Here is a 21,942-nt window from a genome sequence, read left to right as displayed (position 1 = left end):
GGGAGCGGGCTTGCTCGCGAATGCGGTGTGTCAGTCATTGAATGTGGCGACTGGCATACAGCTTTCGCGAGCAAGCCCGCTCCCACAAGGGATTTGCGGTGTTTACAGCCCTTCGGCCAGCACCCGATCCAGCATATCGACAAAGAAGTCCACACTCTGGCGCGACGTCACCATCGGCGGTTTGATTTTGAGAATATTCAGGTCGTCGCCGGTCGGCTGCATGAAAATCCCCAGCTCGCGCAGGCGGTCACACAGCAATGCAGTCTCTGCAGTCGCCGGCTCCAGCGTCTCGCGGTTGCAGACCAATTCAAGGCCGAGGTAGAACCCGGAGCCATGCACCGCGCCCACCAGCGGATGTTTATCGATCAAGGCCTCGAGTCGCGCCTTGAAGTGACCGCCCACCGCCTGCGCGTTTTCCCAGAGTTTTTCTTCCTCCATGACGTCCAGCACCGCCATGCCGATCTGACAGCTCACCGGGCTGCCCCCGGCCGACGAGAAGAAATAACCCTCGGCTTCCAGCGCCTCGGCGATTTCCCGGCGGGTGATCACCGCACCCAAAGGCTGGCCGTTGCCCATGCCTTTGGCCATGGTGATGATGTCCGGCACCACACCCTGATCTTCAAAGCCCCAGAAAAACCTGCCCATGCGCCCGTAACCGACCTGCACCTCATCGGCGATGCACACGCCGCCCTGCGCACGTACCAACGCGTAAACCTGTTGCAGGTAGCCCGGCGGCAGCGAGATACCGCCCGCGTTGCCATACACCGGTTCGCAGATGAAGCCGGCCAGTTGGCGCTTGTGTTCAGCGAGCTTGTGCAGATGATGCTCGACGCTGCGCACGTAATCCGGCGCCGAGTCCGGGCCACGGAATTCACCGCGATAGGTATTCGGCGCAGTCACCGGATGTACCCAGTCCGGGCGGCTTTCCAGCGCTTTCGGGTTGTCGGCGATCGATGTCGACACCGCATCGGCGCCAACCGTCCAGCCGTGATAGGCCTCCAGCACGCTGATGATGTCGCGACCGCCGCTGTAGGCCCACGCCAGGCGAATCGCCAGATCGTTGGCCTCGCTGCCGCTGTTGACGAGGAACACCCGATCCATGCCCGCCGGCGCCAGTTTGAGCAGGCGCTCGGAGAACTCCGCAACCGCAGCGTAGTTGAAACGCGAGTTGGTATTTAGCAGCGACCACTGACGCGCCGCGACCGCGGCCATGCGCGGATGACCGTGACCGAGCACCGCGACGTTGTTAAGCATGTCGAGGTACGAACGACCCTGCATATCGATCAGGTGATTGCGCCAGCCGCGTTCGATGCGCGGCGGGTCAGCGTAATAGTGCTTTTGCGTGCGGGCGAAACTGGCCGCGCGACGCTCCAGCAGGGTTTTTCCGTCCAGCTCCGGTTCGGCATCGCAGGCCAGTCCCAGCAGCGCGGCCGGCGACGGACACAAGGCCTGCCACGCCGGCGCACGCGAGGGTGTGCAGAACAACGGCGCAGCGGCGTGTTCGCCTCGACACAATTGCACGCGCAAGGGCCCGCTGATTTCACCCAGCGCCTGCCCTTTGTCCAGCGCCGTGCCGCTGGGCAGATTGGTCGTGACGCCCCACAGACGAACGCTCAGTTGCGCACCGTTGAGTTGCAGCGCGCCGTCACCTGCTGACTGCAGCACTCCGGCAAATGGCGCTGCCACAGCGGTGCCATGGGGCACGTGCAATTCGACATGCAGCGCGAAGGTGTCCGGCTCCTCAGCGCTGTCGGCACGGGTACGCGACAACCGGTATTGGCCGTAACGGCTGGCAGCCAGGCCATGGGCAGCGGCCGCTTCAGCCAACAGGCGCTGATCGATGCCCGCCTGCTCCCAGTTGCCAGCCTCGAAATGCGGACTGAGCACGCCCAGGTCGATCAAAGCGAATTCACGTCCGACCAGGCTCGGCAGCAGCGGCGCAAACCCATCGCTGTCGATGGCGGGCAAGGCGTAACCGACGGCGTCGACAATCGCCGCTTCCATCAGCGCCAACGGCACGGAAGTGGCCACGCGGAAAATCTCCCATTCGTGGCTGAGATTGTCACGACTGTAAGTGTTGCCAGGATCGATGCTGACCTGCTGCTCGCCACTGAGCACCAGCACCGCTGCCCGCGCCACGATCAATGGCCACAAGGCTTGCAGCTCTTCGTACTGCAACGGGTTGGCCGCGTGATAGGCCTTGACTGCCGGCAGGATCACAAACGGATCGCCATCGGCGTGATGCAGCAAAGCGGCGCAGGTCACCGACAAATCCGTGATGCGCCAGGTGCGCACCAGATCGCCAAAATCAATCACTCCCTGCAACTGCCAATGACGCTGGGCATCCCGCTGCCAGACGACATTGTCGTCAGTGATATCCATGTGAATTGCCTGCACCGGCAGTTTGTCCAGCAGCGGCTGCAAACGGCGCTCGGCCTGCTCGGCGGCAGCGCTGATCGATGCGCGTTGCTGCGCGTCCGTGACCACTGGCAACAGATGCTGGATCAACGCATAGGCGTGACGCGCGTCCCATTGCAAGGTGCGCTCAAGACCCGGGTGATCAAAGCCTGCCAATGCCAGGTCCATCTCGCCGCAGAGCCGGCCAAAACCGGCTACCACCTCACGGCCCAGATGATTGAAATCGGTCAGCGGCTGGCCGTCGATGTACTCCAGCAGCCGCACGTGCACCGCTGCGCCATCGGCTTGCAATGACAACAGATCTTCGCCGTTATTGGCCGTAATCACGCCGGGCACCCTGATCGAAGAATGCTCGGCGAGGTACTTGAGGCCGGCATGCTGGGCTTGCAGCTCCACCAGGGCGTAATCGCCACGACAGATTTTCAGCACGAAGCGCCCGCGTGCACTGTCGAGGCGATAGTTCAGGTCCTGCTGGCTGCCCAGTGCCTGCAACGTGCCGCTGAGACCGTAATGTTCGCGCAGCCATTGCAGCGCCTGGGCCTCTGAAACCTGAGGAGCTGGCAAACTGGCGCGATGAATCAACGTGGCGAGCGGCATGAAACGACCCCTGAAATTTTATTAGGCGCTTATATCGCCATTGCCTCGGTCGTTACGCAACCCCCAGGCGCGTGCAGACCGGGTATTTCCACCCGACGCTCGCACCCCGCAGCACTTTGCGCAAGAATGTCGCCCATTCACACCCTATCAATGGAAATCCTCATGAATGTAATCACCACCGACTTGCCCGGTGTTCTGATCATCGAACCCAAGGTTTTCGGCGACGAGCGCGGTTTTTTCTACGAGAGCTTCAACGCCAGGGCGTTCCAGGAAGCGACCGGTCTGGACACCCAATTCGTTCAGGACAACCACTCTCGTTCGCAAAAAGGCGTGTTGCGTGGCCTGCATTACCAACTGCAAAACACCCAGGGCAAACTGGTCCGTGTGACCGTTGGTGAAGTGCTTGACGTGGCTGTGGACATCCGCCGCAGCTCGCCGCATTTCGGCAAGTCGGTGGCGGTGCGTCTTTCCGCTGAGAATCACCGTCAGTTGTGGATACCGGAAGGCTTCGCCCATGGTTTCGTGGTCCTGAGCGAGTTCGCAGAATTCCTCTACAAGACCACCAACTACTACGACCCGTCTTCCGAGCGCAGCATTCGCTGGGATGACCCAGCGCTGGGCATCGACTGGCAACTGGACGAAGCGCCGAAGCTGTCGGCCAAGGATGCGGCTGCCGCGCTGCTCAAGGACGCTGACGTCTTCGCTTGAGGCCGGGCATAATGCGCCTGTCACCTCAGGCGCAACCGGCTTATGAAACCCACTCTCCCCCGCAGACCCCGCTGGCGCAGCCTCGCGCTGCTGGCCCTGTGCCTGGCGCCATTGCTGTGGCCACTGGAACATCTCGCCGAGCGCTATTACCGCAGCGAACTGGCCAGCCAGAACCGCCAGACCCTCGATCTCTACGTTGCCAACCTGCTGGGCACCCTGCACCGCTACGAAGTGTTGCCGCAGATCCTCGGCGACCTGCCGGCCCTGCGCGCTGTACTCGGAGCGCCTGATGACGGCGTAACCCAAGGCAACGCCAATCGTCTGTTGAACAACATCGCGGCGCAGACCGGCGCCGAAGTCATGTACCTGATGGACACTTCAGGCAAGACCCTGGCAGCGTCAAACTGGGACAAACGCGACAGCTTCGTCGGCCGCAACTTCTCCTTCCGACCGTATTTCAGCGAAGCCATGGCCGGGCGCCTGGGGCGCTTTTTCGGGCTCGGCACCACCTCGGCCAAACGCGGCTACTTCTTCGCCGCGGCTGTGCGCAAGGGCGAAACGATTATCGGCGTACTGGTCATCAAGGTCGACCTCGACCACACCGAAAGCCTGTGGGGCAAAACCCCGGAACAACTGCTGGTCACCGACCACAACGGTGTGGTCATCCTGACCTCGCGCCCGGAATGGCGCTTTCGCGCAACCCGCATGCTGAGCGATGCCGAGCGTGCGGCGATCACCGCAATCCAGCCCTACCCGACCCGCGAACCACGGCCGCTCAACCTGAGTCCCGACGCCTGGCTGACGCAGACCCACGACATCGCCGAAACCGGCTGGAGCGTCAGCATTCTCGCCCCCCGCACGCTGATCGACCGGCCGGTGCGCACCGTTGTCGCGATCGGCGGCGCCACCCTGCTGGTGGTGATGCTGCTGGTGGGGTTGATGATGCAGCGTCGCCGCCATTATCTGGAACGCATCGCCTTTGAAGCCAAGGCCCGCCGCGAACTGGAAGGCCGGGTCGCGGAACGCACCAGCGATCTCGAAGGCCTCAACCGCCGGTTGAAACAGGAAGTGCTTGAGCGCGAACAGGCGCAGCAGGAACTGGTGCGCGCTCAGGACGACCTGGTTCAGGCCGGCAAACTGTCGGCGCTGGGCACCATGTCCGCGAGCATCAGCCACGAACTCAATCAGCCGCTGGCGGCGATTCGCAGTTACGCGGAAAACGCTGAGGTGTTGCTTGATCATCAGCGCACTGAAGACGCCCGCGGCAACCTTAAACTGATCAGCGAACTGACCGGGCGCATGGCCTCGATCATTGCTCACCTGCGCGCTTTCGCCCGCCGTGATCGCCACGCCCCGGAAAGCGTCGCCCTGCAACCGGCGCTGGACGATGCGCTGGCGTTGCTGGCCAAACGTCGGCGCAGCATGGAAGTCGAACTGATCCGCGATCTGCCGGCCGCCACGCTCTGGGTCGAAGCCGGCGAAACGCGTCTGCGCCAGGTGCTCGGCAATCTGCTGGCCAACGCCCTCGACGCACTGACCGAAAAAGGCCCGCCGCGCAAACTCTGGCTGAGTGCCGAAGCCACCGCCGATGGCGTCAATCTGTACATTCGCGATAACGGCCCGGGGTTCTGCATGGAAGCCTTGGGGCGCGCCAGCGAGCCCTTTTACACCACCAAGACGCGCACCCAGGGCCTGGGTCTGGGCCTGGCCATCTGTGAAACCCTGATGCGCGCCTTTGGCGGTGAACTGTCGTTCGCCAACCACAAACAAGGCGGCGCCCTGATCACCCTGCGCCTGCGCGCCGGCGCACCCGGGGTCAGTCTGCAACCGTCCGAGGACCGAAGTGCATGACCATCGATAATCGCATTCAGGTGGTGCTGATCGACGACGATCCGCATCTGCGCCAGGCCCTCGGCCAGACACTGGATCTGGCCGGTCTGAAAATCCTGCCGCTGTCCGAAGCCAAGGGCCTGGCCGGGCAACTGGAGCGTGACTGGCCGGGCGTTGTGGTCAGCGACATTCGCATGCCGGGCATGGACGGCCTCGAACTGCTCAGTGAATTGCACGCACAGGATCCTGAGTTGCCGGTGCTGCTGATCACCGGTCACGGCGATGTGCCATTGGCGGTGCAGGCGATGCGCGCCGGCGCTTACGACTTTCTGGAAAAACCGTTTGCCAGCGATGCCCTGCTCGACAGCGTGCGCCGCGCCCTGTCGCTGCGCCGCCTGGTACTGGACAACCGCAGCCTGCGCCTGGCCCTCAGCGATCGCAACGAACTGAGTGCGCGGCTGGTCGGCCACTCGACGCCGATGCTGCGCCTGCGCGAGCAGATCGGCGCGCTGGCAGCGACCAAGGCTGACGTGCTGATTCTCGGCGAAACCGGCGCCGGCAAAGAGGTCGTCGCCCGCGCACTGCACGACTTGTCGAGCCGCCGCAACGGCCCGTTCGTGGCCATCAACGCCGGTGCACTGGCCGAGTCGGTGGTGGAAAGCGAGTTGTTCGGCCACGAGCCCGGCGCATTCACCGGCGCGCAGAAGCGCCGAATCGGCAAATTCGAATTCGCCAATGGCGGCACGCTGTTTCTCGATGAAATCGAAAGCATGAGCATGGACGTGCAGGTCAAGCTGCTGCGCATGTTGCAGGAGCGCGTAGTTGAACGTCTGGGCGGCAACCAGTTGATCCCGCTGGACATCCGGGTCATCGCCGCCACCAAGGAAGACCTGCGTCAGGCCGCCGATCAAGGCCGTTTCCGCGCTGACTTGTATTACCGCCTCAACGTCGCGCCGCTGCGCATTCCGCCGCTGCGCGAGCGTGGCGAAGACGCGCTGATGCTGTTCCAGCATTACGCCGATGAAGCCAGCGCCCGCCACGGCTTGCCGCCCCACGAACTGCAACCGGCACAACGTGCGTTGCTGCTGCGCCATACCTGGCCGGGCAACGTCCGAGAATTGCAGAACGCTGCGGAGCGCTTTGCCCTCGGCCTGGAACTGGCGCTGGACAACGGCGCTGCCGAAGGCCCTGGCGGCACACCCGCCACGGTCATCCACGGCGGCCTCAGCGAGCAGGTGGAAAATTTCGAGAAGTCGTTGATTGCCGCCGAACTCGCACGCTCGCACAGCTCAGTGCGCAGCCTCGCTGAAGCGCTGGGTATTCCACGTAAAACCTTGCACGACAAGCTGCGCAAGCACGGCCTGAATTTTGGCGACAGCAGCCACGGGGAAGACAACGAATGAGCAGCGAAAGGGAATATCTGCAAACGGTGCTGCATCACGACATTCCGCTGACCGCCGAGATGGGTCTTGAGGTGCTTGAATGGCGTGAGCAGCAATTGAGCCTGCACCTGCCGCTTGCGCCCAACGTCAATCACAAGAGCACCATGTTTGGCGGCAGCCTGTACTGCGGCGCGGTGCTGGCGGGTTGGGGCTGGCTGCATCTGCGCTTGAAAGAAGAAGGGATTGAAGACGGACACATCGTGATTCAAGAAGGGCAGATCCGTTATCCGCTACCGGTGACGGGGGACGCCGTGGCGATTTGTCCGGCGCCGGATGCTGTGGTGTGGAAAAGGTTTCTGGCGATGTATCGGCGTTATGGCCGGGCGCGGTTGACGCTCGATACGCGGATTGTGAATGCTGGACGTGCAGACGATGCGGTGAGGTTTACCGGGCAGTACGTTTTGCACCGTTGAAGCAAAAGATCGTCCGAAGGCTCGGGCCGCGTTCGGACGATCTTTTGATCTCAGGAGCGAGCCAGCTCCAACAACCGCGCACGCCATGCAGCCTTCGCCGGCAATGCCAGAAAAAACTCGTTCAACAGCGATTCCCGTGCCGGATAACAAAACGCTTCACCGTTCAGATCCAGCACCTCGCCACCCGCCCCTTCCAGCACGCCCTGCGCCGCCGCCGTGTCCCACTGCGAGGTCGGCGCCAGTCGCGGATAACAATCGGCAGCCCCTTCGGCGAGCAGACAAAACTTCAACGAGCTGCCGATATTCGCCAGTTGCAGCTCACCGAGACTTGCGCTCAACCCCGCCAGCAGACGCTCTTGCTCGGGACTGGAATGCCGGCGGCTGGCGACCACTGTGAACGCTTCTCCCGGCCCCGGGACATCGCGCACCTGGATCGCGACTGGCGTGGCGCCCTTGTCGCCACGCCAGGCACCGAGCCCGGCACCGCCGACGTAAAAACGATCGCTGGTCGGCATCGTCACCACGCCAAACACCACCCGGCCATTTTCGATCAGCGCGATGTTGACGGTGAATTCTTCGCTGCCGCTGATGAATTCCTTGGTGCCGTCCAGCGGATCGACCAGCCACCAGCGCTGCCATCCGGCGCGAACGCTTTGCGGGATATTGGCGTCTTCTTCGGATAACACCGCAATACTCGGATCCAGCGCTGTCAGGCCGGCGACGATGATGTGATGCGCAGCCATGTCGGCAGCCGTCACCGGCGAATCATCGGCCTTGGCCGTCACTTCAACACCGGCGCGCCAGAACGGCAAAATCGCCTCGCCGGCCTGCAAGGCCAGTTGCACCACGGGTGCCATCAGAGGATGGGGGAAATTCATCGACGCCTCACTCATAATTGAACACCCCGCGCTGGCTCAGCAGATCGCGGGTCAAATAAAGCGCCGCCAGCGCGCGCCCTTCGGAAAACTGCGGGTTGAGCGCCAGCGCCGACAATTCGCGCAGATTGACCTTGTCGACCCGCATCGGCTCCGGCTCGTCGCCCTCCAGCCGCTCTTCGTAGAGATCGGTCGCCAGCACCACCTGGATCTTCTGGCTCATGTAACCGGGCGACAGCGACAGCTCGGTCAGATGCTCCAATTGCCGCGCGCCAAAACCGGCCTCTTCCTTGAGTTCGCGCTCAGCCGCCGCCAGCACGTCTTCGCCCGGCTCGATCAGGCCCTTGGGCAGCGACAGTTCGTATTCGTCCGTGCCGCCGCAATATTCCTCGATCAACACCGCATGTTCGGCGTCGAGCATCGCCACAATCATCACCGCGCCATAACCTGCACTTTTGCCGACCAGGCGCTCGTAAGTGCGCTCTACGCCATTGGAAAAACGCAACTTCAGCTCTTCGACACAAAACAGGCGGCTGGTGGCGACAATCTCGCGGGCAAGTACGGTGGGTTTCTGGCGCATGCAAAGCTCCTTGGCGTGAACGCGCTACTATAACGCGGCTTTCCCGATTGTTTGCGTCGGATATCTTTCTACTGTTCGAGACGTTGCCATGCCTTCATTACCGTGGTCCGACATCGATACCGTTCTGCTGGACATGGACGGTACGTTGCTGGATCTGCACTTCGACAACCACTTCTGGCTGGAACATCTGCCCCAGCGCTATGCCGAACTGCACGGCGTCAGCCGGGCCATGGCCGAGATGGAGTTGCAGCCGCTGTTCGAGCGCCACGCCGGCCAGTTGCAGTGGTATTGCCTGGATTTCTGGAGTGCGGAACTGAAGCTGTCGGTGCGCGAGCTGAAACAGGAGACCGCGCACTTGATTGCCCTGCGCCCGGATGCCGACACCTTTCTCGACGCGATCAAGCGTGCCGGCAAAAGGGTGATCATGATCACCAACGCGCACCGCGATTCGCTGTCGCTCAAGCTGGAAAGAATCGAACTGGCGCCGTACTTCGAACGGCTGATCAGCTCGCATGATTATGGTTATCCGAAAGAAAATCCGCAGTTCTGGGATGCCCTGCAGGCCGACATCGGTTTTGATCCGGCGCGCAGCCTGTTTATCGACGACACCTTGCCGATCCTGCGCAGCGCGAGGGATTTTGGCGTGGCGCATTTGCTCGCGGTGAAAGAGCCGGACAGCCGCAAGGGGCCGAAGGACACGGCGGAATTTGCTGCGGTGGAGGATTATCGCGATCTGATTGCCGGTTTATAAACGCCGAACTGTGGCGAGGGAGCTTGCTCCCGCTGGAGGCCGAAGGACTCCCGAAACCCGAAAAACGCGATGTCAGACAATCCGCGTCTGCCGGTCTGGGGCTGCTGCGCAGCCCAGCGGGAGCAAGCTCCCTCGCCACAGGGTTGCGAACTACTTCGGAATACGCAGCTTTTGCCCCGGGTAGATCTTGTTCACATCCTTGAGCATCGGTTTGTTGGCTTCGAAAATCTTCTCGTACTGGTTGGCGTTACCGTAGACGCGCAGTGAAATTGCGCTGAGTGTGTCACCTGCTTTGACCTCGACAAATTCGGCTGCCACCACCACCGGTCCGGTCACGGTGATCTGATCATCCACACTGCCTACGCCAGCAATATTGCCGACCGCGAGCAGAATCTTCTCCTTCTCCTCCTGGCTCGCGACCTCACCTGTCACCGTTACCTTGTCGCCATCCACGGTCGCCTGCACGTTGGGATTGCCGAGCCCGACCTTGCTGATATGTTCCTTCAATTGCTCGCTAGCGTTGGCATTGCCTGGGGTCAGCAGATCGATCAGCTTTTCACCGGCTTCTTTCACAAAGCTCAAAAGACTCATAGCGCACACTCCTTGATTTGGGTTCCAGACGTCCAAGCCTAGACCACCCCAGACAATCCCGGTTCCAGTCCGACCAATGACGCTGCCGCGCCGCAGGCGGTAGAATCGTCGCACCCCGCCAACCGCCCGGAGCGAAGATGGACATCAAGCAGCTGAAATTCCTCATCGCCCTCGACGAAACCCGCCATTTCGGCCAGGCCGCCGCGCGTTGTCACATCACCCAGCCGACCTTGTCGATGCGCCTGCGCAGCCTCGAAGAGGAGCTGGACCTGCCGTTGGTCAACCGTGGCCAGCGCTTCGAAGGTTTTACCGCACCGGGCGAGCGCGTATTGGCCTGGGCGCGCACGGTGCTGGCGGCGTACGACGGCTTGCAGGCCGAGGCGGCGGCGTGCCGCGGTAACCTGATCGGTACGCTGCGTCTGGGCGTGGTGCCGCTGTCGAGTTTCGATCCGTTGCCGCTGATGCAGCGTTTGCACGCCGCGCACCCGGAGCTGCGCTTCGAGCTGTCGTCACTGAGCTCCGAGCAGGTGCTTGAACATCTGGCGAACAACCGCATCGATATCGGTGTGTCGTATCTGGAGCGTCTGGACAATGAGCGGTTCGAGTCGCTGGCGTTCGCCGAGACCCGCATGGGTTTGCTCTACGATGAGCGCTCCTTCACGTTTGGCGAGGCGCCGCTGAGCTGGGAGGCGCTGATTGAATTGCCGCTGTGCATGCTCACCAGCGGCATGCACTTTCGCCAGTCCATCGACCACAACTTCCACAGCCGTGGTCTGACGCCGCAACCGCTGCTGCAAACCGACGCCGTCCATCAATTGCTGCAAGCGGTACACGGCGGTTTCTGCTGCGCGATCATGCCGCTGGATGGCGGTGCGGAAACGCTGGCCGATCACCTGCGTCTGCACCCGATCGAAAACGCCCGCACCCTCGCCCCGCTGGGCCTGATCATGCGCCGCGGCGCGCCGCGTTCGGCGCTGGCGGAAGCCTGTTTCGCGCTGTACCAGAAATTGCCCGAAGACACTTGATCGACGGCATCTATCGGTAGATCGGTAATAGCGATTAGACGCGACATCTTGCCGCGCCTAGTCTTAACGTTGATCAAACCGTCGGTGATGCCATGAACGCCAAGCGCCCAGCCTGCGCGGCGCCTGCACTCGAAACGCCCGCGACCGCCAGCCAGACGTACAGTTACAGCGATTTGCCTCGCGAGGAATTGGCCAGCACTGCGCTCGCCGAGGAAGTCGCGTTGGCGATTGCCTACAACGGCATCAGCCAGGCCGTGATGCTGGTGACGCCGACCGACCTTGAAGATTTCATCGTCGGCTTCAGTCTCGGCAGCGGCATCATTGAACACGCCAGCGATATCTACGACCTGCAACTGACCGCTGCCGGCTCGGCGCAATACGCCCAAGTGACCATCGCCAACCGCGCGTTCTGGAACCTCAAGCAACAACGTCGCCAGTTGGCCGGCACCAGCGGTTGCGGTCTGTGCGGTGTAGAAGCCGTCGAGCAGGCCCTCCCTGATCTCAAGGTGTTGCCTGGCGCGGCGTTGCCGCCGATCGAATGGCTGGATGGTCTGCGCCAACGCATCGGCGCCTTCCAGCCGCTCGGCCAGCATTGCGGCGCGGTACACGCGGCGGTGTTCATGAACGCCAGCGGAGAACTGCTGCTGGGCCGCGAAGACATCGGTCGGCATAACGCCCTCGACAAGCTGATCGGCGGGCTGATCCGCCAGAAGATTTGCACAACAGGCGGGCTGGCGATCGTCACCAGCCGTTGCAGCCTCGAACTGATTCAGAAAGTGTTGCGTGCCGGCATCCAGACATTGGTCAGCCTGTCCGCACCCACGGGCCTTGCCGTGCAATGGGCCAGGCGCCACAACCTCAATCTCATCCACCTGCCGCAGAAAAGTGCGCCGCGGGTGTACAGCCCCGCGATGGAGAATCAAGCGTGAGCCAACATCATCAAGCCGACCAGAAACCTGTCCCGCGTTACAAGCCGTACAAAGGCGCCGCCGGCGGCTGGGGCGCCCTGATCAGTGTGGCCCAGGCCTGGTTGACCAGCGACAATGCCCTGAAGAACTTGCGCATGATGCTCAAGACCAACCAGAACGGCGGTTTCGACTGCCCGGGTTGCGCCTGGGGCGATTCGCCGGAAAGCGGCATGGTCAAGTTCTGCGAGAACGGCGCCAAAGCGGTTAACTGGGAAGCGACCAAGCGCCGTGTGGATGGCAAATTCTTCGCCAAGCACAGTGTTACGTCGCTGCTGGAGCAGAGCGATTACTGGCTTGAATACCAGGGCCGTCTGACCGAGCCGATGGTGTATGACGCCGAGACCGATCGCTATAAACCGATCAGTTGGGACGATGCCTTCGCCATGATCGGCAGGCATCTGCAGAGCCTGTCGAGTCCGGACCAAGCCGAGTTTTACACCTCGGGGCGCGCCAGCAACGAAGCGGCTTATCTCTACCAATTATTCGTACGCGCCTTCGGTACCAACAACTTCCCGGATTGCTCGAACATGTGCCACGAGGCCAGCGGCGTGGCGTTGGCGCAGAGCGTCGGGGTTGGTAAAGGCACGGTGACCTTCGATGATTTCGAACACGCCGATGCGATTTTCGTCTGGGGCCAGAACCCCGGTACCAACCATCCGCGGATGCTTGAACCTCTGCGTGAAGCGGTCAAGCGTGGCGCTCAGGTGGTGTGTGTCAATCCGCTGAAAGAGCGCGGCCTGGAGCGCTTCCAGCATCCGCAGCACCCGATCGAAATGCTCACCAACGGTGACAAGCCGACCAACACTGCGTATTTCCGCCCGGCCCTCGGCGGCGACATGGCGGTATTGCGCGGCATGGCCAAGTTCCTCCTGCAATGGGAGCGCGACGCGCAGAAGGCCGGCGAGCCGGCGGTGTTCGATCACGATTTCCTTAATGCCCACAGTACCAACGTGCTGGAGTACCTCGGGGTGGTCGATGACACACCGTGGGAGCAGATCGTTGAGCAGTCCGGCCTGACGCTGGTCGAAATCGAGCAAGCCGCGCGCATGTACGCCAAAGGCAAGAACGTGATCATGTGCTGGGCGATGGGTATCACCCAGCATCGCCACTCGGTGCCGACCATTCAAGAAATCGCCAACCTGATGCTGCTGCGCGGCAACATCGGCAAGCCGGGTGCCGGTCTGTGCCCGGTGCGCGGCCACAGCAACGTGCAGGGCGACCGCACCATGGGCATCAACGAGCGTCCGCCGGTGGCATTCCTCGATTCGCTGGAGCGGCGCTTTCAGTTCAAGGTGCCGCGCCACAACGGTCACAACGTGGTCGAGGCGATCCATGCGATGGCCGAGGGTCGCGCCAAAGTCTTCATCGGTCTGGGCGGCAACTTTGCCCAGGCCACGCCGGACAGTCCGCGCACTTTCGCAGCATTGAGCAATTGCGACCTGACCGTGCAAATCAGCACCAAACTCAACCGCAGTCACCTGGCTCACGGTAAAGATGCGCTGATCCTGCCGTGCCTGGGACGGACCGACATCGACATCCAGAGCGAAGGCCCGCAAGCGGTCACCGTCGAAGATTCGTTCAGCATGGTGCACGCTTCCAATGGCCAGTTGCAGCCGCTGTCGAACCAGATGCGCTCGGAGCCGTCGATCATCGCCGGCATCGCCGCCGCGACACTGGGCAGCAAGCCGGTAGACTGGAACTGGCTGGTGGCCGATTACGGGCGCATTCGCGAACTGATCGCCGACACGATCCCGAACTTCAAAGACTTCAACGAAAAGATCAAAAACCCGGGCGGCTTCTACCTGGGCAACTCGGCCGGTGCACGCAAGTGGAACACGCCCTCGGGCCGCGCCAACTTCCGCGCCAATCAGCTGCCAAAAGACCTGGTCCACGAACGCACCCGCGCCACCGGGCAATTGCCGGATCTGATCCTGCAATCGATGCGTTCACACGACCAGTACAACACCACGATTTACGGTCTCGACGACCGTTATCGCGGAGTGAAGGGCCAGCGTGACGTGTTGTTTGTCAACGAGGCCGACATCATCCGCCTGGGCTTCCGGCCCGGGCAGAAGGCCGACATCGTGTCGCTGTGGGACGATGGACGTGAGCGCCGGGTGAAAGGTTTTACATTGTTGGCGTTCGATATTCCCGCAGGACAAGCGGCGGCGTACTATCCGGAAGTCAATCCGCTGGTGCCGCTGGAAAGCACCGGGGACGGCAGCCATACGCCGACTTCCAAATTCATTGCGATCCGGCTGGAAGCGGCGAGTGAGACGGGGTTGATCATGGCTAAATCCGCTTAATAGCGGTGCCGGATCCGGCCCCTTCGCGAGCAGGCTCGCTCCCACCGTTGGAATGCGTTTCAATGTGGGAGCGAGCTTGCTCGCGAAGGCGTCGATTCAGGCGATAAATTTCTAAGCTCAGCCACTTTTCGACCGCCCACAAAAAAGGCCGTTTTTGCATAAAAACGGCCTGTCCGAAGTAGCTAAAGACCGGCGAAAACCGGTTAAGTTCCGGTGAAAAAACAGTAACTTGCAATATTGTATACAAGTCGTGTTATTCGTCGGATTTTGATTGTCACGCCCCTTGCAGAGCCTCAGGATCGGCGCCGTCATCCCTTTGAGGCTCATCCTCTATGAAGTTCTCCTCGATTCTCTTGTTGTCCCTTGGCCTGGTCAGTGGCTTAGCTTCTGCCGGAGGCACCACCGAAGCAGGTGTGGGCGGCGCATTGGGCGGGGTTCTTGGCTCGGTCGTCGGTCAGTCGTTAGGCGGCAACACAGGTTCCACTATCGGCGCAGCCCTGGGCGGCGCGGGTGGTAGCGCAGTCGGCGCAGACAAACGCAGCCGTGGCGAAGCCGCCATCGGCGGTGCACTGGGTGCAGCGGGCGGTAACGTGGTTGGCCGCAGCCTGGGCGGCACCACCGGCAGCCTGATCGGCTCCGCCGCAGGCGGCGGCGCGGGTGGCGCGCTGGGTAACTACATGGGCAACAAGAGCGACGACGATGATCGTCACTACGATCGCCGCTATGACGATCGTCGCTACTACCGCGACCGTGGCCATCCAGGTCGTGGTCACGCTTACGGCCATCGCAAGCACCACAAGCACTATCGCCACGATTAAGGCGAAGGCTTGAATAGAAATCGCAGCCCCAGGGCTGCGATTTTTTTTCGGCTAGATAACCAAACGCTCCAACGCCCCGCGCAACCCGGCAGGAATCGGCACAGGCTGATTACTCGCACGATCCACAAACACATGCACGAACCGCCCCGCCGCACACGCTTCGCTTTCGCCCACCTTGAAAACCGCCAGTTCGTACTGCACCGAGCTGTTGCCCAGCTTGCCTACCCGCAAACCGACCTCGATCAGATCCGGGAAAGCGATCGAAGCGAAGTAATCGCACGCCGAACTGACCACAAATCCCACCACCTCACCGTCATGGATATCCAGACCACCGACCTGGATCAGGTAGGTGTTTACCGCCGTGTCGAAGAAACTGTAATAGGTGACGTTATTTACATGACCGTAAGCGTCGTTGTCGTGCCAGCGTGTGGTGATGGACTGGAAGTGCGGGTAGTCGGTGCGTTGAGGCGTCGGGTTGGACATTGATCGGCAATTCCCAAGAGTATTTTCGGCGAGTCTAATTCATAACCCGGATATGGCTTTCGCGAGCAGGCTCGCTCCCACAATGGAATAGGCCAACCTGCTCGCGAAGACGTCAGCATGGACGAGCAGTGTCAACGCTCAGCAAACCCTTTCCCCTGCGCTGCCAAATCGCCGATCAACCGCGCCGGCTGCCACTGATCGCCCTGCCGCGTCTCCAGCGCCAGCAAGCGCTGATGAATAGCGGCCAGCCCTTGCCGGTCCGCCCAGGCCATCGGCCCGCCCTTGTCGGCGGGAAACCCATAGCCGTTCAGATACACCAGATCGATGTCATGGGCCGACCCGGCAATGCCTTCCTGGAGAATCTTCGCGCCTTCGTTGACCAGGGCCAGCAGGCAGCGCTCCAGAATCTCGTCAGGCCCGATCTCGCGGCGCTGAAAACCCAGTTCCTCGCTGATGCGTAATACCAGCGCATCCACCTCAGGATCATGCTCGGCCTGCCGGCTGCCCGGCTCATAGTGGTAGTAGCCATTGCCGGATTTCTGACCAAAACGGCCCATTTCGCACAAGCGGTTATCGACCTGTACTTCCGGCGCCTGCTGCCCTTTGCCGGCCAGCTCGCGAGCGCGCCATTCCAGATCGATGCCCACCACGTCGTACATCCGAAACGGGCCCATGGCAAAACCGAAACCCTGCAGCGCCGCGTCAACCTGATGTGGAAAAGCGCCTTCAAGCAGCATCTTGCGTGCCTCCAGAACATACGGATGCAGCATGCGGTTGCCGATAAAACCGTGGCAGTTGCCCGACACGACACTGACTTTGCCCATGCGTTTGCCTAACGCCAAGGCAGCTTCCAGCGCTGCCGGTGAAGTTTGCGCACCGCGCACGATTTCCAGCAGTTTCATGATGTGCGCCGGGCTGAAGAAATGCAGACCCAACACCTGTGTCGGGCGCCGCGTAGCCGCCGCGATAGCATCGATGTCCAGCGCCGAGGTGTTGCTCGCCAGCAGCGCTTCGGGCTTGAGCAGGCCATCCAGTTCACGAAAGATCTTTTGCTTGAGCTCAAGGTTTTCGTACACCGCTTCGATCACCAGGTCGACGTTGCGGATTGCCGAGTAATCCGCCGCTGCACTGACCCGAGCCATACGCGCATCGGCCTCGGCCTGATCGATCCGCCCCTGTCGCACGTTGTGGGCGTAAGTCTCGGCCACGCTGTCGAGCGCTTGCTCGAGCATCTGTGGATTGTTGTCGACCCACTGCACAGCCACGCCGGCATTGGCCAGGCACATGACAATGCCCCGGCCCATGGTGCCCGCGCCGATCACGGCAGCCTGCTGAATATCGAAGGATGTCTGGCTCATGTTGTTCTCTTGTTGGCGATCCGAAGACAGATCCCAACCATAGTCAGCCCGTCGCGGTTTTTGAAGTTTATTAGCGTGATGAGCGACATTCAGCGGATGGATGCAGCGCTCACGAACTCCTCGTTAATCGAGCAAATGGTCCTCAGCCCAATGACGCACCTGCGCGTAGGGATATTCCTCCAGCGCTGCATACCCCGGGATCGCCCGTGCCTTGAGCCTGGTGAACAACGGTACGCTGATACCGCACAGGAACCGCGTCAGGCGTTCAGCCGTCGGAACGCTGCCCGTGTGCTGTTCATGCTTGTGGATAAAGTCCCCACACAACGCCGCAAAGTTTTTATCCACAAGCGCTGGCAACGCTGGCGGCTCCGGCAATCGTGCGACCTGGCCATGACACACCGAACAATGGCCACAACGCTCAGGGGCATGGTGATCACCGAAATACTCGGCCAGGCGATAACCCAGGCAGCGTTCAGTGGCGAACACCTCAAGCATGGCGTGAATCCGCGCCACTTCGGTCTGTTCGTGCCGGGAGAAATACTCGTGCAGCTCAGCGCTCAGGGCATCGCTGTCGAAGTCGCTGTGCAGCAGGCTGTAAACCTCGGTCATTTGCTTGCTTTCAAGCTCGACCCAGCCTTTTTCCTGAAAGTAATCGAGCGCCGTCACCACGCGATTGCGCTCGGCGGAATACTGCGTATACATGGCCTCGAAATTCACCGTGGCCCAGGTTCGTGCGCGCGGTGACGTCTGGATGATCGCCGCGACGAAATCCCTGCGCTCGCCTTCGAAGCGCTGGAGCAGTGCTTCAGGTTCCAGCAAATATTTGAAGCGGTACTCGACGTAGTAGGCGTAACGCGGAGCGATCAGACCGCGCAGCTCCAGTTGCACCAACAACGTCTTCAGCGGCAACGCGCGAATATTGCTTTGATCCGCCAGCGGTCCGAGCAGAAACTCCCATTGTCCTTCCGGCACCGAAGCTTTCAGTTCGTCGAGAACATAACGAATGCCGTCGCGCTCGGGCGTATCGCCGTAAACGAAGTTTTCCAGCACATTGAGGCTGTCGCGGTTGGCCAGCACCAGGCAATCCGAAGGCTGCCCGTCGCGCCCGGCGCGGCCGATCTCCTGACTGTAGTTTTCAATGGACTTGGGCAAATCGAAATGCACGACGTTGCGGATGTCGCTCTTGTCGATGCCCATACCGAAAGCAATGGTGGCGACGATGCAGTTCGACCGTCCGGCCATGAAGCGCTGCTGAATGCCTTCTCGCCGATCGTGGGGCAGACCGGCGTGATAAGCCTCGGCCTGGATGCCGTTACGTTCCAGGTGCTCGGCGATGTGTTCGGCGGTTTTCTGCAACGTGACGTAGACAATGCTCGGTTGCCCGGGGCGCTCGGCCATCCACTCGACCAGCCGCCGGCGCTTGTCCTGGCCACGTACCGGCTCCACCAGCAGATTCAGATTGGGCCGATAGAAACCGGTGGTCACCACGTCCTCAGGGGCGATGGCGAATTTGCTCTGCATGTCGGCGATGACTTTCGGCGTGGCCGTGGCGGTGAGCAGCAAGGCCTGCGCAATGTTGAACTGGCGCTGGTAGTCCGGCAGTTTGAGGTAGTCGGGACGGAAGTTATGACCCCACTCCGAGATGCAGTGCGCCTCATCCACGACCAATAGCGAAATCGGCACCTGCTGCAAAAAGTTACGGAAGCGCTCGTTTTTCAGGCGCTCCACGGAAATCATCAGAATCTTCAACTCGCCAGAACGCGCACGGGCCATGACCTCGTTGGCATCCTCACGGCTCTGTGCCGAATCAATACTGCCCGCCGAAATGCCGTGGCGCTTGAGGAAGGCCAGCTGATCCTGCATCAAGGCCAGCAGCGGCGAGACCACCAGCGTCAGGTGTGGCAGTAAAAGCGCGGGCAGCTGGTAGCAAAGAGACTTACCGGAACCGGTGGGGAAAATCGCCGCCGCCGAACGCCCGGCCAGTACTGCAGTGATGGCCGTTTCCTGGCCGGGCCGAAACTGTGGATAACCAAAAACCTGTTCCAGGGTGTTGTGCATTCGCTGTCACTCCTTTGACCGCTGTCATGCCAACAGCCTAGCGGGCGATCACAGCGAGTCGAGAAAAGGTTGCGGGGCAAATCGATACGGGATGATACAGCCCAGACACCCAGGTCATGGCCTGAAACACACGCCAGGTTTTGTTTATCGCGATGTTTTCCAGTCTCGCGTTAACGTTCCCGCTCAGGCACCCGTACCGCGACATAAAGGCCGATGCGCGTGCAATCACACAAAGGAATGGTCATGTCGAACACACTGAAGTTGCCCCTCATTCTCCTCATTGGGTCCCTGCTGCTAGGTGGGTGCATGCCGGTCCCCGATGGCCTGCCGGAACTTGCCACGGTAGTGGCGACAGATGCGCCGTCTAGGGCCTGAAATTGAACTCAGCATTGCCTGCAAGTAAGTCACTGGCGTACATTGACGATGATTTTCATTGAGACCTCAGTCTTCACCCGCCGAGTCATAGCGCTTCTGGACGACGATACTTATGCCGCCTTCCAGAAGCAGTTGGTTGTAAACCCGTCTATCGGCGACGTAATCGAAGGGTCCGGAGGGATACGCAAAGCACGAGTCGCCTCCAAAGGCCACGGCAAGCGAGGTGGCGCACGGGTGATCTACTACCATTTCATCTCTGCGTCACAGATCGCTCTCTTGATGATTTATCCAAAAAATGAGCAACACGACCTTACATATGACGAGCGAAAAGTATTGAAGGCAATGATCGGAAACTGGAGATAACCATGAGCAAGTTTTTTGATGAGCTGATGGAAAGCGTGCAGGAAATGGATGAAATCCTGCGGGGCGAGAGGAAACCTTCCCGCGAATTTTATGTGGATGCATTACAAATCAAAGAGATCCGTAAAGCCACGGGCATGACCCAGGCAAAATTCGCGGCTTTGATCGATGTCCAGTTGGGAACGTTGCGTAATTGGGAACAAGGTCGCCGGCAGCCAACGGGGCCGGCTAAAGCGCTGCTCAAGGCTATTCACAACGACCCTGTACACGTACTGAGTGCACTGGCTGACTGAACACTACAGACAAACGTCGACAGCAACGCTTAGCCATTGACGCCAGCGGGGTTCGGTCAGACTTAAAATCGAGAATTAAAAAAAACCGCCCCAAAAGGGCGGTTTTTTATTTGCTGCAAACCAATGCTTACAACGTCGGCCCAGCAGCCTTGATCGCGTCGCTCACTTCAAACTTCTTGAAGTTCTCGATGAACAGACCGGCCAGTGCTTTCGCCGCCTCGTCGTACGCCGCCTTGTCAGCCCAAGTGTTACGTGGGTTGAGCAGGTTGGTGTCAACGCCCGGTACGGCCAGTGGCACGTCGAGGTTGATGGTGTCGAGGTGCTCGGTGGCGGCACCGATCAGCGCGCCGCTCTGGATCGCTGCGATCACTGCGCGAGTGGTCGGGATGTTGAAGCGCTGGCCGACACCGTAGCCGCCGCCGGTCCAGCCGGTGTTGACCAGGTAAACCTTGGAGCCGAAGCCGCGGATGCGCTTGATCAGCAGCTCGGCGTATTCACCGGCCGGACGCGGGAAGAACGGTGCGCCGAAGCAGGTGGAGAACGTCGACTTGATGCCGCTGCCCGAACCCATTTCAGTTGAGCCCACCAGTGCGGTGTAGCCGGACAGGAAGTGGTAGGCCGCTTGCTCTTCGTTGAGGATCGACACAGGTGGCAGTACGCCGGTCAGGTCGCAGGTCAGGAAGATCACTGCGTTTGGCTCGCCGCCCAGGTTCTTCTCGGAACGCTTGGCAACGTGCTCCAGCGGGTACGCGGCGCGGCTGTTTTGGGTCAGGCTGACATCGGTGTAGTCGGCGTGCTTGGCATCGTCGATGACAACGTTTTCCAGCACGGCGCCGTGCTTGATGGCTTTCCAGATGACTGGCTCGTTCTTCTCGGACAGGTCGATGCACTTGGCATAGCAGCCGCCTTCGATGTTGAAGACAACGCCTTCGCCCCAGCCGTGTTCGTCGTCACCGATCAGGTAACGGCTTTCGTCGGCTGACAGGGTGGTTTTACCGGTACCCGACAGACCGAAGAACAGGGTCACGTCGCCCTCTTCGCCGATGTTGGCAGCGCAGTGCATTGGCAGCACGTCAGCGGCCGGCAGCAGGAAGTTCTGCACCGAGAACATGGCTTTCTTCATTTCACCGGCGTAACGCATGCCGGCGATCAGCACTTTCTTCTGCGCGAAGTTGATGATCACGCAACCGTCGGAATTGGTGCCGTCACGCTCAGGCACGCACTCGAAGTTGGCGACGTTAAGCACTTGCCACTCTTCACGGCCAGCCGGGTTGTACTGGGCCGGGTTGATGAACAGGCAACGACCGAACAGGTTCTGCCAGGCAGTCTGCGTGGTCATTTTCACGGCCAGGTAGTGATCTTCGGCCGCGCCTACATGCACGTGGGAAACGAAGTGCTCTTGCGCGTTGTTGAAGGCTTCAACGCGGCTCCACAAGGCATCGAACTTGTCGGCCGGGAACTTGCGGTTGATCGGGCCCCAGGCGATAGCGGCCTGAGTGGAAGGCTCTTCAACGATGAAACGATCGACTGGCGAACGACCGGTACGGTGACCAGTGCGAACAACCAGAGCGCCGGTATCGGCAAGCTCGCCCTCACCGCGTTGCAGGGCTTCTTTTACCAGATCATCAACACTCAGATCGGTGTACACGGCGTTATTGGCTTGCGTCATGAGGTTCCCCGTCGGCCAGTGGCC

The 21,942-nt window shown here is 61.0% G+C and carries 19 protein-coding genes; 11 read left to right on the top strand and 8 right to left on the bottom strand.

The features are described 5' to 3' along the window. Positions 1-102: 102 nt before the first annotated feature. A complete protein-coding gene (locus HU765_RS06135; RefSeq protein ID WP_186619417.1) occupies positions 103-3,015 on the bottom strand; it encodes an aminotransferase in 2,913 nt (970 codons plus the stop codon). A 162-nt stretch (positions 3,016-3,177) separates the two neighbouring features. Between HU765_RS06135 and rfbC the strand changes: the two genes are divergently transcribed. Genes rfbC through HU765_RS06115 form a run of 4 tightly spaced genes read left to right on the top strand, consistent with a single transcriptional unit; the run spans position 3,178 to position 7,408 of the window. Beyond that, positions 3,178-3,723, top strand: a complete 546-nt coding sequence (rfbC, locus tag HU765_RS06130; RefSeq protein WP_186619416.1) for a dTDP-4-dehydrorhamnose 3,5-epimerase — start codon at positions 3,178-3,180, stop codon at positions 3,721-3,723. A 42-nt stretch (positions 3,724-3,765) separates the two neighbouring features. Next, a complete protein-coding gene (locus HU765_RS06125; protein WP_186619415.1) occupies positions 3,766-5,574 on the top strand; it encodes an ATP-binding protein in 1,809 nt (602 codons plus the stop codon). Beyond that, the gene (locus HU765_RS06120) at positions 5,571-6,956 is read left to right on the top strand and encodes a sigma-54 dependent transcriptional regulator (protein WP_186619414.1); all 1,386 of its coding nucleotides are present in this window, start codon (positions 5,571-5,573) and stop codon (positions 6,954-6,956) included. Before HU765_RS06125 ends, HU765_RS06120 begins: the two co-directional genes overlap by 4 nt. Further along, positions 6,953-7,408 carry a YiiD C-terminal domain-containing protein gene (locus HU765_RS06115; protein WP_186619413.1) on the top strand — a complete coding sequence of 152 codons (456 nt, stop codon included), beginning with the start codon at positions 6,953-6,955 and terminating at the stop codon, positions 7,406-7,408. Before HU765_RS06120 ends, HU765_RS06115 begins: the two co-directional genes overlap by 4 nt. Positions 7,409-7,458: 50 nt before the next feature. Here the strand turns inward: HU765_RS06115 and cysQ are convergent, their stop codons facing one another. Then, positions 7,459-8,286, bottom strand: a complete 828-nt coding sequence (gene cysQ, locus HU765_RS06110; RefSeq protein ID WP_186619412.1) for a 3'(2'),5'-bisphosphate nucleotidase CysQ — start codon at positions 8,284-8,286, stop codon at positions 7,459-7,461. Between the two features lie 7 nt (positions 8,287-8,293). Continuing rightward, positions 8,294-8,863, bottom strand: coding sequence for an ADP compounds hydrolase NudE (nudE, locus tag HU765_RS06105; protein ID WP_186548521.1), 570 nt, complete (start codon positions 8,861-8,863; stop codon positions 8,294-8,296). Between the two features lie 88 nt (positions 8,864-8,951). Here nudE and yrfG point away from each other — a divergent pair, with 88 nt between their 5' ends. After that, positions 8,952-9,614: a GMP/IMP nucleotidase gene (gene yrfG / locus HU765_RS06100; protein ID WP_186619411.1), complete on the top strand. Its 663-nt coding sequence runs from the start codon at positions 8,952-8,954 to the stop codon at positions 9,612-9,614. A gap of 150 nt (positions 9,615-9,764) precedes the next feature. Here yrfG and lysM read toward each other — a convergent pair whose 3' ends face one another. Beyond that, complete coding sequence (gene lysM / locus HU765_RS06095; protein ID WP_101156843.1) at positions 9,765-10,205, bottom strand: peptidoglycan-binding protein LysM; 441 nt, start codon at positions 10,203-10,205, stop codon at positions 9,765-9,767. Between the two features lie 137 nt (positions 10,206-10,342). Here lysM and HU765_RS06090 point away from each other — a divergent pair, with 137 nt between their 5' ends. The 4 genes from HU765_RS06090 to HU765_RS06075 all read left to right on the top strand — a co-directional run bounded on the left by HU765_RS06090 (position 10,343) and on the right by HU765_RS06075 (position 15,322). Next, entirely contained in the window at positions 10,343-11,230 is an 888-nt protein-coding gene (locus tag HU765_RS06090; protein WP_186619410.1) for a LysR family transcriptional regulator, read from the top strand. A 92-nt stretch (positions 11,231-11,322) separates the two neighbouring features. Next, positions 11,323-12,159, top strand: coding sequence for a formate dehydrogenase accessory sulfurtransferase FdhD (fdhD, locus tag HU765_RS06085; protein WP_186619409.1), 837 nt, complete (start codon positions 11,323-11,325; stop codon positions 12,157-12,159). Beyond that, a complete protein-coding gene (locus HU765_RS06080) occupies positions 12,156-14,504 on the top strand; it encodes an FdhF/YdeP family oxidoreductase (RefSeq protein ID WP_186619408.1) in 2,349 nt (782 codons plus the stop codon). The genes fdhD and HU765_RS06080 overlap by 4 nt, the downstream gene beginning before the upstream one ends. A gap of 332 nt (positions 14,505-14,836) precedes the next feature. Continuing rightward, on the top strand, positions 14,837-15,322 hold the full coding sequence (locus HU765_RS06075) for a glycine zipper domain-containing protein (protein WP_186548533.1): 486 nt from the start codon (positions 14,837-14,839) through the stop codon (positions 15,320-15,322). A gap of 51 nt (positions 15,323-15,373) precedes the next feature. Here the strand turns inward: HU765_RS06075 and HU765_RS06070 are convergent, their stop codons facing one another. The 3 genes from HU765_RS06070 to HU765_RS06060 all read right to left on the bottom strand — a co-directional run bounded on the left by HU765_RS06070 (position 15,374) and on the right by HU765_RS06060 (position 19,221). Next, on the bottom strand, positions 15,374-15,805 hold the full coding sequence (locus HU765_RS06070; protein WP_186619407.1) for a thioesterase family protein: 432 nt from the start codon (positions 15,803-15,805) through the stop codon (positions 15,374-15,376). 131 nt (positions 15,806-15,936) lie between these two features. Beyond that, positions 15,937-17,163, bottom strand: coding sequence for a 3-hydroxyacyl-CoA dehydrogenase (locus HU765_RS06065; RefSeq protein WP_186619406.1), 1,227 nt, complete (start codon positions 17,161-17,163; stop codon positions 15,937-15,939). Between the two features lie 123 nt (positions 17,164-17,286). Beyond that, positions 17,287-19,221, bottom strand: a complete 1,935-nt coding sequence (locus HU765_RS06060) for an ATP-dependent DNA helicase RecQ (protein WP_186619405.1) — start codon at positions 19,219-19,221, stop codon at positions 17,287-17,289. 423 nt (positions 19,222-19,644) lie between these two features. On the opposite strand from HU765_RS06060, the gene HU765_RS06055 reads away from it, so the two are divergent. Together HU765_RS06055 and nadS are read left to right on the top strand one after the other, a co-directional pair. Further along, entirely contained in the window at positions 19,645-19,959 is a 315-nt protein-coding gene (locus HU765_RS06055; protein ID WP_186619404.1) for a type II toxin-antitoxin system RelE/ParE family toxin, read from the top strand. A 2-nt stretch (positions 19,960-19,961) separates the two neighbouring features. Next, on the top strand, positions 19,962-20,249 hold the full coding sequence (gene nadS / locus HU765_RS06050; RefSeq protein ID WP_186619403.1) for a NadS family protein: 288 nt from the start codon (positions 19,962-19,964) through the stop codon (positions 20,247-20,249). Between the two features lie 127 nt (positions 20,250-20,376). Here nadS and HU765_RS06045 read toward each other — a convergent pair whose 3' ends face one another. Beyond that, entirely contained in the window at positions 20,377-21,918 is a 1,542-nt protein-coding gene (locus HU765_RS06045; protein WP_186619402.1) for a phosphoenolpyruvate carboxykinase, read from the bottom strand. Positions 21,919-21,942 lie beyond the last annotated feature (24 nt).

It is taken from the genome of Pseudomonas sp. SWRI81, from assembly GCF_014268545.1.
GTDB lineage: Bacteria > Pseudomonadota > Gammaproteobacteria > Pseudomonadales > Pseudomonadaceae > Aquipseudomonas > Aquipseudomonas hamedanensis.
Note: the sequence above shows the minus strand (reverse complement) of the source record. Positions and strands in the feature narration are given on the sequence as shown.

What these genes read in the sequence shown, in the direction of transcription:
- HU765_RS06135 (WP_186619417.1), bottom strand. Translation starts at nt 3,015, where the DNA reads ATGCCGCTCGCCACGTTGATTCATCGCGCCAGTTTGCCAGCTCCTCAG.
- rfbC (WP_186619416.1), top strand. Translation starts at nt 3,178, where the DNA reads ATGAATGTAATCACCACCGACTTGCCCGGTGTTCTGATCATCGAACCC.
- HU765_RS06125 (WP_186619415.1), top strand. Translation starts at nt 3,766, where the DNA reads ATGAAACCCACTCTCCCCCGCAGACCCCGCTGGCGCAGCCTCGCGCTG.
- HU765_RS06120 (WP_186619414.1), top strand. Translation starts at nt 5,571, where the DNA reads ATGACCATCGATAATCGCATTCAGGTGGTGCTGATCGACGACGATCCG.
- HU765_RS06115 (WP_186619413.1), top strand. Translation starts at nt 6,953, where the DNA reads ATGAGCAGCGAAAGGGAATATCTGCAAACGGTGCTGCATCACGACATT.
- cysQ (WP_186619412.1), bottom strand. Translation starts at nt 8,286, where the DNA reads ATGAATTTCCCCCATCCTCTGATGGCACCCGTGGTGCAACTGGCCTTG.
- nudE (WP_186548521.1), bottom strand. Translation starts at nt 8,863, where the DNA reads ATGCGCCAGAAACCCACCGTACTTGCCCGCGAGATTGTCGCCACCAGC.
- yrfG (WP_186619411.1), top strand. Translation starts at nt 8,952, where the DNA reads ATGCCTTCATTACCGTGGTCCGACATCGATACCGTTCTGCTGGACATG.
- lysM (WP_101156843.1), bottom strand. Translation starts at nt 10,205, where the DNA reads ATGAGTCTTTTGAGCTTTGTGAAAGAAGCCGGTGAAAAGCTGATCGAT.
- HU765_RS06090 (WP_186619410.1), top strand. Translation starts at nt 10,343, where the DNA reads ATGGACATCAAGCAGCTGAAATTCCTCATCGCCCTCGACGAAACCCGC.
- fdhD (WP_186619409.1), top strand. Translation starts at nt 11,323, where the DNA reads ATGAACGCCAAGCGCCCAGCCTGCGCGGCGCCTGCACTCGAAACGCCC.
- HU765_RS06075 (WP_186548533.1), top strand. Translation starts at nt 14,837, where the DNA reads ATGAAGTTCTCCTCGATTCTCTTGTTGTCCCTTGGCCTGGTCAGTGGC.
- HU765_RS06070 (WP_186619407.1), bottom strand. Translation starts at nt 15,805, where the DNA reads ATGTCCAACCCGACGCCTCAACGCACCGACTACCCGCACTTCCAGTCC.
- HU765_RS06065 (WP_186619406.1), bottom strand. Translation starts at nt 17,163, where the DNA reads ATGAGCCAGACATCCTTCGATATTCAGCAGGCTGCCGTGATCGGCGCG.
- HU765_RS06060 (WP_186619405.1), bottom strand. Translation starts at nt 19,221, where the DNA reads ATGCACAACACCCTGGAACAGGTTTTTGGTTATCCACAGTTTCGGCCC.
- HU765_RS06055 (WP_186619404.1), top strand. Translation starts at nt 19,645, where the DNA reads ATGATTTTCATTGAGACCTCAGTCTTCACCCGCCGAGTCATAGCGCTT.
- nadS (WP_186619403.1), top strand. Translation starts at nt 19,962, where the DNA reads ATGAGCAAGTTTTTTGATGAGCTGATGGAAAGCGTGCAGGAAATGGAT.
- HU765_RS06045 (WP_186619402.1), bottom strand. Translation starts at nt 21,918, where the DNA reads ATGACGCAAGCCAATAACGCCGTGTACACCGATCTGAGTGTTGATGAT.